Origin of the sequence: Streptomyces gamaensis (assembly GCF_042656465.1) — a bacterium.
GTDB lineage: Bacteria > Actinomycetota > Actinomycetes > Streptomycetales > Streptomycetaceae > Streptomyces > Streptomyces gamaensis.
In genome coordinates, this window is the sequence record NZ_JBHSPB010000013.1 from 77455 (window position 1) to 89543 (window position 12089).

General features: G+C 73.5%; 8 protein-coding genes and 1 pseudogene. 6 read left to right on the forward strand and 3 right to left on the reverse strand.

Going from position 1 to position 12089, the window contains the following annotated elements; translation table 11 throughout:
- Nucleotides 1-7 precede the first annotated feature (7 nt).
- The 5 genes from ACFP1Z_RS21400 to ACFP1Z_RS21420 all read left to right on the forward strand — a co-directional run bounded on the left by ACFP1Z_RS21400 (nt 8) and on the right by ACFP1Z_RS21420 (nt 8527).
- On the forward strand, nt 8-298 hold the full coding sequence (locus ACFP1Z_RS21400; protein ID WP_390318399.1) for a DUF3039 domain-containing protein: 291 nt from the start codon (nt 8-10) through the stop codon (nt 296-298).
- Nucleotides 299-515: 217 nt separating this feature from the next.
- The gene (locus ACFP1Z_RS21405; protein ID WP_390318401.1) at nt 516-2183 is read left to right on the forward strand and encodes a beta-N-acetylhexosaminidase; all 1668 of its coding nucleotides are present in this window, start codon (nt 516-518) and stop codon (nt 2181-2183) included.
- 298 nt (nt 2184-2481) lie between these two features.
- The gene (locus tag ACFP1Z_RS21410; RefSeq protein WP_390318402.1) at nt 2482-3375 is read left to right on the forward strand and encodes an FAD binding domain-containing protein; all 894 of its coding nucleotides are present in this window, start codon (nt 2482-2484) and stop codon (nt 3373-3375) included.
- Nucleotides 3372-6173 (forward strand): 2Fe-2S iron-sulfur cluster-binding protein, encoded by a 2802-nt coding sequence (locus tag ACFP1Z_RS21415; protein WP_390318404.1) that lies wholly within the window; start codon nt 3372-3374, stop codon nt 6171-6173. Before ACFP1Z_RS21410 ends, ACFP1Z_RS21415 begins: the two co-directional genes overlap by 4 nt.
- Nucleotides 6174-6187: 14 nt before the next feature.
- Entirely contained in the window at nt 6188-8527 is a 2340-nt protein-coding gene (locus ACFP1Z_RS21420; RefSeq protein WP_390318579.1) for a xanthine dehydrogenase family protein molybdopterin-binding subunit, read from the forward strand.
- A 70-nt stretch (nt 8528-8597) separates the two neighbouring features.
- Here ACFP1Z_RS21420 and ACFP1Z_RS21425 read toward each other — a convergent pair whose 3' ends face one another.
- Nucleotides 8598-9254, reverse strand: a complete 657-nt coding sequence (locus ACFP1Z_RS21425) for a hypothetical protein (protein WP_390318405.1) — start codon at nt 9252-9254, stop codon at nt 8598-8600.
- A gap of 258 nt (nt 9255-9512) precedes the next feature.
- Nucleotides 9513-9872 (reverse strand): hypothetical protein, encoded by a 360-nt coding sequence (locus ACFP1Z_RS21430; RefSeq protein ID WP_390318406.1) that lies wholly within the window; start codon nt 9870-9872, stop codon nt 9513-9515.
- 157 nt (nt 9873-10029) lie between these two features.
- On the opposite strand from ACFP1Z_RS21430, the gene ACFP1Z_RS21435 reads away from it, so the two are divergent.
- Nucleotides 10030-10488 (forward strand): hypothetical protein, encoded by a 459-nt coding sequence (locus ACFP1Z_RS21435; RefSeq protein ID WP_390318588.1) that lies wholly within the window; start codon nt 10030-10032, stop codon nt 10486-10488.
- Nucleotides 10489-10527: 39 nt separating this feature from the next.
- On the opposite strand, the pseudogene ACFP1Z_RS21440 reads toward ACFP1Z_RS21435, so the two are convergent.
- A pseudogene (locus ACFP1Z_RS21440) lies at nt 10528-11743 on the reverse strand (RNA-guided endonuclease InsQ/TnpB family protein); the annotation flags it as partial.
- Nucleotides 11744-12089 lie beyond the last annotated feature (346 nt).

Genomic DNA, 12089 nt, shown 5'->3' on the forward strand with positions numbered 1-12089 from the left:
GGAGACCATGAGCACTCTTGAGCCCGAGCGCGGGGCAGGGACCGGCACCCTCGTAGAGCCGACGCCGCAGGTGTCGCACGGCGACGGCGACCACGAGCGCTACGCCCATTACGTCCAGAAGGACAAGATCATGGAGAGCGCGCTCTCCGGTTCGCCGGTGGTCGCCCTCTGCGGAAAGGTCTGGGTACCGGGCCGCGACCCGAAGAAGTACCCGGTCTGTCCGATGTGCAAGGAGATCTACGAGGGCATGGCCGCCGGTGGCGACAAGGACGGCAAGGGCGGCAAGGGCGACAAGTGACGCCCGCGGCCCGGCCGGACCGGCCGGGCGCCGGGTCCTGTCCGCCTGACCGGCCCTCAGGCATCGTGTGAGCGCGCGGCCGTACGGCCGCGCGCCGGGCGGATCGGCCCCCGGGGCGCGTTGACGCGCGCGCCGGGGGCTGTTTGCGTGGTGTACCACCGCGCGCACCGCAGCACGGCGCGCGGCCGACGACCGCACGGCGCGAAAGGACCGACCGATGGAGCTGATCCCGGCCCCCGTCACAGCGAGCGCGAACCCGGGGCCCGGCCCGGTGCTCGACCCGGACACGGTGCTGTGCGCCGGCCCCGGCACGGAGGGCGTGGCCCGCTGGCTGCGCGCGGCGCTCGGCCCGCCACTGGGCCTGCCGCTGGACCCGGCCCCGCGGCAGCCGGCCGACGCGGCGGACGAAGAAACGGCCGACGCGACGAACTCGGTGACGCTCGTCATCGACACACGGCTCGCGCCGGAGGCGTACCGGCTCGACGCCGGACAGAAAAGCGGTATACGCATCGCGGGCGGCAGCGCGGCGGGCGTCTTCTGGGGCGCCCAGACGCTGCGTCAGCTCCTGGGGCCGCAGGCCTTCCGGCGCGCGCCGCTCTCCGCGCGCCGCTCCTGGCCCGTACCCGCCGTGAGCATCGAGGACGCGCCGCGCTTCGGCTGGCGCGGCGCCCTGCTGGACGTCGCCCGGCACTTCCTGCCCAAGGACGACGTGCTGCGCTTCGTCGACCTGCTCGCCGCGCACAAGCTCAACGTCCTGCACCTGCATCTGACGGACGACCAGGGCTGGCGGCTGGAGATCCGCGCCTTCCCGAAGCTGACGGAGACGGGCGCGTGGCGGGCGCGCAGCAAGGAGGGGCACCGGGCGTCCCCGCTGTGGGACGAGCGTCCGCACGGCGGTTACTACACGCAGGACGACATCCGCGAGATCGTCGCCTACGCCGCCGAGCGGCACATCACCGTCGTCCCCGAGATGGACGTGCCCGGTCACTCGCAGGCGGCCATCGCCGCGTACCCCGAGCTCGGCAACACCGATGCGGTCGACACCGGTTCGCTCACCGTCTGGGACAACTGGGGCATCAGCCCGAACGTGCTCGCCCCCACCGACACTGTTCTCGCCTTCTACGAACGGGTACTTGAGGAGGTCCTGGAGCTCTTCCCGTCCCGTTTCGTGCACATCGGCGGGGACGAGTGCCCCAAGGACCAGTGGCGTGCCTCGGCCGTCGCGCAGGAGCGGATGAAGGCCGAAGGGCTCGCGGACGAGGACGAGTTGCAGAGCTGGTTCGTCCGCCACTTCGACCGCTGGCTGACCGCGCGCGGCCGGCGCCTCGTCGGCTGGGACGAGATCCTAGGAGGCCAGCGGCCGGGAGGAAGACTCGCGGAGGGCGCGACAGTTTCCTCCTGGCGCGGCTTCGCGGGCGGTATCGCGGCGGCGCGGGCGGGCCACGACGTCGTCATGTGCCCGGAGCAGCAGGTGTATCTCGACCACCGGCAGGCGGCGGGCGCGGACGAGCCGGTACCGATCGGGTACGTGCGCACGCTGGAGGACGTCTACCGCTTCGAGCCCGTGCCGGCGGAGCTGACGGAGGATGAGGCGGCGCGCGTGCTCGGCGCGCAGGCCAACATCTGGACGGAGGTGATGGACAGTCGGCAGCGCGTGGACTACCAGGCCTTCCCCCGGCTCTCCGCCTTCGCCGAGGCGGTCTGGTCGCCGCTGCCCGCGCCCGGGGCCCGCGACTTCGCCGCGTTCGAGGCACGGATGAGCGTCCATTACGCGCGGCTGGACGCCCTGGGCGTCGACTACCGGCCGCCGTCCGGCCCGCGCCCCTGGCAGCGCCGCCCCGGTGTCCTCGGACGCCCGATCGAGGGCCCGCCCCCGATCGTGTGAGCCGTGGCGAAGGCACCCGCCCGCGCGGCGGGTGCCTGGCACGGTGGTTCCTCCCCACACTGCCGTAAGCCGTACAAGACCCAACAAACTCCTTTAATTCACAACAAAGCACGCACGCGGCGACAGTGCCGAGAAACCCGGATCATTTCCGGCATCGGGTACGGACCGGTGGTTCGCGGACCCTCGCGGCGGCGGCCCTCGAAGATGTGCCAGAGTTGCCACGTCCGGGCCGCGAGCACGTACCGTACGGCGGGACGGGGCGGATTCGGCCGGGACCTCCGGGGAAGGGGCAGCTGGGTTGACCACGCACGCAGCGCAGGCGGCGCACACGGTGACGTTGCCGGGCTCGCTCGACGAGGCCGTGGCGGCGCTGTCCGCCATGCCCGCCGCCGTGCCCGTCGCGGGCGGCACCGATCTGATGGCCGCCGTCAACTCCGGGCTGCTGCGGCCCGCCGCCCTCGTCGGCCTCGGCCGCATCAGCGAGATCAAGGGCTGGCAGTACCAGGACGGCCACGCCCTGCTCGGCGCGGGCCTGACCCACGCCCGCATGGGCCGCCCCGACTTCGCCGCCCTCATCCCCGCGCTCGCCGCCGCCGCCCGCGTCGCCGGCCCCCCGCAGATCCGCAACGCGGGCACCCTCGGCGGCAATATCGCCTCCGCCGCGGCCACCGGTGACGCCCTGCCCGTCCTCGCCGCTCTCGAAGCCGCGCTCGTCATCGCCGGACCCGGCGGCAGCCGCCGCGAGATCCCCGTCGGCCACCTGCTGACCGGCTTCGACATGCTGGCCCCCGGCGAGCTCATCGGCTACGTGCGCGTGCCCCTGCTGCACGCCCCGCAGGCCTTCCTCAAGGCCACCGGCCGTACGGGCCCGGGGCGCGCCACCGCGTCCGTGGCCGTCGTCCTCGACCCGGCCCGGCGGGGCGTCAGGTGCGCGGTGGGCGCGGTCGCGCCGATGCCGCTGCGCCCGCTGGAGGCCGAGCGCTGGGTCGCCTCGATCATCGACTGGGACGGCGAGCGCACCCTCGCGCCCGAGGCGTGCGCCGCGTTCGGCGACTATGTGGCCGCGGCCTGCATCCCCGATCCCGTCCCCGCGCCGGACGGCGGGCCGGCCACCCTGCCGCCCGCCGCGCTGCACCTGCGGCGTACGGTGTCGACCCTGGCCCGCCGAGCACTGGGGAGGGCACTCGCGTGAGTGACGAACAGCAGCGACACACCCAGGCCGCCGGTCACGGCGGCTGGCAGCCGATCCCGCACGGCGCGTACGACGAGGGCACCGCCTTCGTCCAACTGCCCCCCGAACTCCTCGCGCACCCCGGCGCGAACCACTCCGGCACCGGCACCTGGGACCCCCTGGCCGCCGCCGGCAGCGGCGGCTACACCCCGCCGACGGACGAGCCCTGGCAGCGCCGCACGCCCGCCGCCGACGAGCGCACGCAGTGGCCCGAGGCCGCGTACGCGCCCGGCGCGACGGGCCACTGGACGCTGCCCACCGGGGTGTTCGCCCAGGACGAGGGCGCCTCCGGCGCGGACGCGCACGGCTGGCCGGCGGCCGGCCAGGGCCACCCCGGGGACGGGGACGGCGCGGTGGGCCACGGTGCGGGAGGCGGCGTGCAGGGGGGTGGCTCGCAGGCGAGTGGCGTCACCATCCCCGGGCAGGGCCACGCGCCCGGCGCGGCCGCCGGGACGAACCCGGCCCAGGGGCACCCCCTGCCGCGCCAGGCCGGCGCCGAACGCGCGCAGGCCGCCGCGCGGGGGGCGCACGGCGCCGTGCAGGGCTATCCGCAGGCGGAGGGCAACACCGGGCATTCCGGGCAGTGGCCGCTGCCGTTCGCCTCCGGCGGCGCGGGCTCCGAGGGCACGGGCCCGGCCACGGGGCAGTGGTCGGTGCCGGCGGCGGGGGACGACCCGGTCGAGGAGTCCGGCGAGTATCTCGTCCAGGGCCAGGGCCGTACGCACCGCGCGCGCCCGGAGGACGACCCGCACGCGACGGCCGAGTGGCCCGCCCCCGCCCCCGGGGACACCATGGCCGGAGACCCGCGGGCCGACGAAGCGTGGCGGCAGCCGCTGGCGGCGGCTGCCGCGACGGCCCAATGGGCCCCGCACGAGCCCGCCCAGCCCCACCCCGAGCACACGGCGCCCGCCCCCCCGGAACCGCGCGCCGCCGGCACCGGGGAGACGGACCGGCCCCGGGCAGCCCGCCCCGAGCACCGGGAACAGCCGGAGCGGCGGGAAGAGTTCCCCGCCACCCCGGGGCAGCCGCAGCCGGCTGCCGACGGCCCTGCTTTCCCGGCACGCGCCGAAACCCCCGGCCTCCCGGAACACTCCGGGGCGCCTGGTGACTTCACCGCTCACAGGGCACCGGCCGACGACCGTGGTTCCGCCGACAGGCCGGGCGCCCCCGCCGGTGACCTCGGCGCGCACTCCGGCGGCTTCACCGAGCGTTCGGTGTCGGCCGAGGGCACCGCCGTGCGGCCGGTCCGCCCGGCTGACGGCCCCGGCTCCGTCGGGGGAGCGGGCGTCCCGGAACGTGCCGCGCACCCTGGAGACTTCGCCGAGCGTTCGGCGTCGGCCGGCGGCACCGCTATGCCGCCGGTCCCCCCGGTGCAGTCCGGCCGCTCAGCCGGTGATCCCGGCTCCGCCGGAGGTACGGGCGTCCCCGGCGTCCCGGAACGCCCCGCGCACCTCGGCGACTTCGCCGAAGGCCCGGCGTCGCTCGACGGCACCGCCGTGCCGCCTGTCCGCTCGGCGCAGTCCGGCCGCTCAGCCGGTGATCCCGGCTCCGTCGGAGGTACGGGCGTCCCCGGCGTCCCGGAACGCCCCGCGCACCTCGGCGACTTCGCCGAAGGCCCGGCGTCGCTCGACGGCACCGCCGTGCCGCCTGTCCGCTCGGCGCAGTCCGGCCGCTCAGCCGGTGATCCCGGCTCCGTCGGAGGTACGGGCGTCCCCGGCGTCCCGGAACGCCCCGCGCACCTCGGCGACTTCGCCGAAGGCTCGGCGTCACTCGACGGCACCGCCGTGCCGCCTGTCCGCTCGGCGCAGTCCGGTGGCTCAGCCGATGGTCCCGGCTCCGCTGGGGGAACGGGCGTCCCCGGCGTCCCGGAACGCCCCGTACCTCCCGGCGACCTCGCCCAGCGACCGGAATCCCCCGACGACAGCGGCGCCCCCGCCGCGCCACCCGCTGCCCCGGCACAGTCGGGTCGCCCGAACGACGGCCCCGGCCCCGTCGACAGCACCGGCACCCCCGCCGATATCCCCGCCCTCCCGGAACGCTCCGTGCGCCCCGGCGACTTCGACGCGCACCCGGCCCCCGCCGAGGCCTCCGGCCTCCCGGAGCCCCCCGAAACCGCCGACCTCCCCGAGCACACCGAACACACAGAGCACCCCCGCTCCTCCTACGTCCTGCGCGTCAACGGCGTCGACCGCCCCGTGACCGATGCCTGGATCGGCGAGTCCCTGTTGTACGTACTGCGCGAGCGGCTCGGGCTCGCGGGGGCCAAGGACGGCTGTTCGCAGGGGGAGTGCGGGGCCTGTTCCGTTCAGGTCGACGGGCGGCTCGTCGCCTCCTGCCTGGTGCCCGCGGCGACCGCCGCCGGCTCGGAGGTCCGTACGGTCGAGGGCCTGGCGGACGAGGACGGGCGGCCGTCGGACGTGCAGCGGGCGCTGGCCGCGTGCGGCGCGGTGCAGTGCGGCTTCTGCGTCCCGGGCATGGCGATGACCATGCACGACCTGCTCGAAGGCAACCACGCCCCGAGCGAGTTGGAGGCCCGCCAGGCGTTCTGCGGCAACCTGTGCCGCTGCTCCGGCTACCGCGGGGTCCTCGACGCGGTCCGCAAGGTCGCGGCCGAGCGCACCGCGTCGGCGGACGGCGCGCGGGAGCAGGCGGAGGCCGAGGCGCGTCCCGAGAGCGGGAACGGGACCGGGACCGCGCGCATCCCGCACCAGGCGGGCCCGCACGGCGGCACCGGCGGCACCGGAAAGGCGACAGCATGACGGGAACGGGTGGCATGACGGGTACGGCCGCCATGGCAGAGGACCATGCCGCCACGGTCACCGACCCCTTCGGCCCCGACGGTTCCTTCGACGCGAACGCGCGCGGCCTCGGTGTCTCCGTGCCCCCGGCCGACGCGGCGGCCAAGACGATGGGTGTGTACCCGTACGCGGCGGACCTGTGGGCGGAGGGCCTGCTGTGGGCGGCGGTCCTGCGCTCGCCGCACCCGCACGCCCGTATCGTGAAGATCGACACGGCCGAGGCCGCCGCCATGCCGGGCGTCCGCGCGGTCATCACGCACGAGGACGTGCCGGGCGACGCCGCGTACGGGCGGGGCACCTGCGACCGCCCCGTCTTCGCCTCGGAGATCGTGCGGCACCACGGCGAGCCGATCGCGGCGGTCGCGGCCGAGCACCCGGACACGGCGCGGCTGGCCGCGGCGGCGATCGCCGTCGAGTACGAGCTGCTGGAGCCGGTCACCGACCCCGAGCAGGCGTTCTCGGCCGAACCCCTGCACCCCGACGGCAACTTGATCCGCCACATCCCGCTGCGCTTCGGCGACCCCGAGGTCACGGGCGAGGTGATCGTCGAGGGCCTGTACCGCATCGGCCGCCAGGACCCGGCCCCGATCGGCGCGGAGGCGGGGCTGGCCGTGCCGCGTCCGGACGGCGGTGTGGAGATCTACACCTCGTCCACCGACCCGCACGCGGACCGCGATCTCGCGGCCGCCTGCTTCGGTCTGGAGCCGGACCGCGTGAAGATCGTGGTGACGGGTGTGCCGGGCGCGATGGGCGACCGCGAGGACCCGGGCACCCAGCTCCCGATCGGCCTGCTGGCCCTGCGCACGGGCCATCCCGTCAAGCTCGCGGCGAATCGCGAGGAGTCCTTCCTCAGCCACCCGCACCGCCACCCCACGCTGCTGCGCTACCGCCACCACGCCGACGGCGAGGGCAAGTTGGTGAAGGTCGAGGCGCAGATCCTGATGGACGCGGGCGCCTACGCCGACACCTCCTCGGACGCGCTCGCCGCCGCGGTCTCCTTCGCGTGCGGCCCGTACGTCGTCCCGCACGCCTTCGTCGAGGGCTGGGCCGTACGCACCAACAACCCGCCCTCCGGCCATGTGCGCGGCGAGGGCGCGATGCAGGTGTGCGCCGCGTACGAGGGCCAGATGGACAAGCTCGCGGCCCGGCTGGGCCTGGACCCGGCGGAGCTGCGCCTGCGCAACGTCCTGGCGACGGGCGATCTGCTGCCCACGGGCCAGACGGTGACCTGCCCGGCCCCGGTCGCCGAACTCCTGCGCTCCGTAAGGGACTTCCCGCTGCCTCCCCTCCCCGTCGACGACCCGGAGGAGGAGTGGCTGCTGCCCGGCGGCCCCGACGGCGCGGGCGACCCGGGCGCGGTGCGGCGCGGCGTCGGCTACGGCCTGGGCATGGTCCACATGCTGGGCGCGGAGGGCGCCGACGAGGTCTCCACGGCGACGGTGAAGGTGAGCGGTTCGGTCGCCACGGTGATCTGCGCGGCCGTCGAGACGGGGCAGGGTTTCGCGACCCTCGCGCGGCAGATCGTCCAGGAGATCCTGGGCATCGACGAGGTGCACGTCGCCCCCGTCGACACCGACCAGCCCCCGTCGGGGGCGGGCGCCCGCAGCCGTCACACGTGGGTCTCCGGCGGCGCGGTGGAGCGCGCGGCGAGAATGGTCCGCACGCAGCTGCTCCAGCCGCTCGCCCATCAATTCGGCATGTCCACCGAGCTGTTGACGATCGCCGACGGCAAGATCACCTCGTACGACGGGGTGCTCAGCACGACCGTCGAGGAGGCCCTGGAAGGCAAGGAACTCTGGGCCACCGCCCAGTGCCGTCCCCACCCCACGGAGCCGCTGGACGACAGCGGCCAGGGCGACGCGTTCGTCGGCATGGCCTTCTGCGCGGTACGGGCCGTCGTCGACGTCGACATCGAACTGGGCGTGGTACGGGTCGTGGAGATGGCCGTCGCCCAGGAAGTGGGCCGCGTACTGAACCCCCGCCAGGCCCGCGCCCGCATCGAGGCCGGCATCACCCAGGGCCTGGGCGCCGCCCTGACGGAGAACCTGCGCACGTCCGCCGGCCAGGTACGCCGCCCCGACCTCACGGGCTACGCCCTGCCGACGTCCCTGGACACCCCCGACATCCGCATCGTGAAACTGGTCGAGGAGCGCGACGTCGTCGCTCCCTTCGGCGCGAAGGCGATCAGCGCGGTGCCGGTGGTGACGTCCCCGGCGGCGGTGGCCTCGGCGGTACGGGCGGCGACGGGACGCCCGGTGAACCGCTTGCCGATCCGGCCGCAGACGGCGGTGGTGACGGGGGCGGGGGAGCGGTGAGGTTCCGGGGGCGCTGACGTTCTGCACGGCCGGCGGCTTCTTCGGCTTCGCGGCAGCGCGGTGGTGACCGTCAGACCCGGGGCACCCGCACCTGGTCGCGGACCTTGGCCGTGTTCGCCGCGAGCTCGTCGAGGCTGACGCGGTTGCTGGTGCCGGTGTCGGACGCGCTGACTGTCACCACCGTGCTGTGGTCGCTCCAGCCGCATGCCGCTATGGACCCGGTCCGCCCGGAGCGGGTGAACGAGAACACCTCACAGGTCACAGGCTCTTGGACTCCGGGGGGCGTGATGTCCTTCACCGGGGTCGTGATCTCGACGCCCGGGTGTTCGGTCATCCCCTTGAACATGCTGTCCAGCGAGCGCCGAGGGTCCTTGATCTCACCGTAGAGCCCGGAGACAAGGAGGGTCTGCGGCCCCTGGCCGGACACACTGGTGTACTGCCCGCCGGCCCCCTTCATGTTCCGCTCGTTGCTGCCGCTCCTGGAACCCGCGATGCCTCCGTCCATGGTCCGGCTGATGTCCTGAGCCAGGGTGTACTGACCGTCGAGGAGGCTGGACGGCACCGTGAGCCGGTAGCGGGGGGAAGGCGGAGCGGTCTCCTGCCGGGAGCTTCCGCTGCCCGACGCGGCCGGCGCAGGAGCCGCCGCCCGGGCCGGCTCCTGCGCCCCGCTGAACAATGAGAAGGCCAGCACGCCGAGGGCGACCACACCGGCCAGTGAGCCGCCCACGATGGCGATGACAGCACCGGTTCCCAGCCTCCGGGGCGCGGGCGCGGCCGGTGGTACTGCCCAGGCCCCGGGCTGGGGATACGCGGGCCACTGCTGTGGCGGGGCCGGCGGTACCGGGGGCTGGGGCGGCTGGTGGGGAGGCGGCAGGGTCACGCGTGTGTCTCTCTTTCTGCGGATACGCGTTGTTGCGTCGTGTGTGCGTGCAAGGGCACACCGTATGTCATGGACGCGCCCCCGGCGTTCGCCGCGACGTACCGGTCACACACCGGCGACGATGAAGAACGGGCTCACCAGCAGAAGAAGTTGCAGACAGGCCAGGCAGAACCGCAACCTGGCGACACGTCGGGGCAGACACACAGCCACCAGCGCCGCGGCCCCGGCCAGATACAACATCCGCCACGCCCAGTCGAGCGCGGCCATGAGCGGTTTCGTGCACCCTTCGTAGTAGCAATGGTCGTGGGATATCTGCTTGGTCACGTCGGTCATCGCCAGGAGCAGGAACGCGGGCAGGAGAAGCGCCAGCCCGGTGATCGCCAGGTGGCGGCCCAGGACGACATAGGCCGGCTGCATGTCACGCTGAGAGGCGGCACCGCCGCAGGAGTTCGGGATGGTTTCCATGGCGCCCACCCCACCCCGGCAGCGGATCAGCCGCATCGGTCCCTCTACTCATGCCGGGACGCCTTCTGAGTACGTGTACTCAGGCCGAATGTCACACCCCGCTAGTAGCGTGTACCCGGAAGTCATCGGTGACGTCTGACGGTTGGGGTGGACAGAGGTGGTTGCCGTTGCCGGCACGGGCGAGGCCGGGGGGAGCGGGCTCGCGGCGGAGCTGTCGTCGTTACAGGAGTTCAAGGGCCGGGTGGACGAACTCCTCGTAAAACTGGGCGACTCGGAGGCGGCCCCGCCCCGCCTGTCCGGTGACCGCCTGCCGGCGGACAGCCTGGGCCGCAACTTCGAGGCGGTGCAGGCCCTGTACGGGGCGTACCACACGGTCCACGAGGACCTCGCGACGCTGTCGCAGCTGCTGTCCGACCAGATCGAAGCACTGGGCGTCGCGGTGCGGGGCGCGGGCAGCGGTTACGCGGACGTGGACGTCGAGCAGCGGGACCGCATGTGGGCGGTCCAGGAGCGGCTGAGGGGCTTCTACGGTTCCGGGGGCGGCGGGGCCGGTTCCGGTAGTGGGGGCGGGGGCGCCGGGGAACCGGCTCCGGGGGCGAAGAAGGTGGAGCTTTGACTCCTCCCCCTCGTAACGAGGGGGATTCCTAGCTCTCGTTGCCTGCTCTCCCGGCGGGGGTGCAGGTCTTGCACGATCAGCACTAGCCGGGACAGAGACCAGCCCGGACGAGCATCACGCGGGCGGAGTTCTTGTCTCTCGGTGAGATGGCTCCGCACGCGGTGCAGGTATACGTTCTTTCGGAGAGGGGGAGTGCGTGCTTGGTTCTCGCTCCGCACTGCGCACAGTCCATGGTGGTGTGCGCGGGGTGCACGAGGCGGACGTCCCGTCCGTGCTTGCGACCCATCTCGACCAGGGCCTTCTTCGTCGCGCTGATGGCCGCGTCTGCGGCCTTGCGGGCCATGGTGGTCTTCGCGAGGAACTTCGGCCTGAAGTCCTCGACGGCCAGCGCGTCGTGGTCGCGGACCACGCGCTTGGCCCACTTGCGGGCGGTGTCCTGCCGCTGGGCCGCGACCTTGCGGTGCAGTTTCGCTGTCTGCCGTTTCGCTTTACGGTAGCCCTTCGAGGCGGCCTGTCCCTTCTTCGGCTTCCGGCGGGCCATCATCCGCTGGTACTTCGCCAGGCGCTGAGCGGCGGTCTTCCCGTGCTGGGGGTGGGGAAGGTCGTAGTCGTCGCTGGTGGTGGTCGCGGTTTCCTTGACGCCCCAGTCGATCCCGATCACACGGCCCGTCTCAGGGAGTTGTCCGGTCACGGCCGGGACGACGAAGGACGCCCACCAGTGCCCCACGCTGTCGCGGTACACGCGCACCGACGAGGGCGGGCCGGGCAGCTCACGCGACCACACCGGACGGACCATGATCCCGCCCGCCAAGTGCAGACGGCCGTCTTTGACACGGAACCCGCGCTTCGTGTAATTCAGCGACGGAAGCGACTCGCGTTTCTTCTTCCAGCGGGGCATCCCGGCCCGCTGCCGCATCGGCAACCGGTCCTTGATGTCCTTCAGAGCCTTCGCCCTCGACCTGCCGAAGTCACGTATCACCTGCTGCTGGGGAACGCTGGAGCCCTCCGCGAGCCAGGGGGTGCGCTTGCGGGCCCCGGTCAGCATCCTGTCGAGCTGCGCCGGACCGCACGTCAGCTTCTCGCCCGTGGCCTTGCTGAGCGCGTGGACCTGCTTGGACTTCGCAACGCATTCGTTCCACAGCCAGCGGCAGCGGTCCCACTCGGCCTCAAGATCACGCCGGGCCGACGCGGACAGCCGAAGGCGATAGTTGTACCGGGCGTGCCCGGCCTCCTGTGTCTTCGCTTCCGCAGCCATACGAGCCAACCTATCTGGGAGGACTGACAGTTGAGTCCGATTGACCTTTATGGTGCCCCTCACCTGCGGGGATGGTGGACGCCGTCTCGTCCTGGCGGCGAAACGGCTACCTTTGCCCTGCTCCGCAAGAGTCCGATTCCTCCCTCTCCTCCTCCCCAGGCTGAAGTCCGGGGCATCCTCGGAGGAATCCGGTGAGTGACTTCGGCGGCGACTTGCTCGGCTCCGGCAGTGCCGCGTCCGAGCAGCCGCCGGTCGTCTTCCAGGGCCGCAGTCCGGTCGATCCGCGCCGCCCGACCCCGTCCATGTTCGCCAACAACGACTTCTCCGGCATCCCGCATGAGCAACT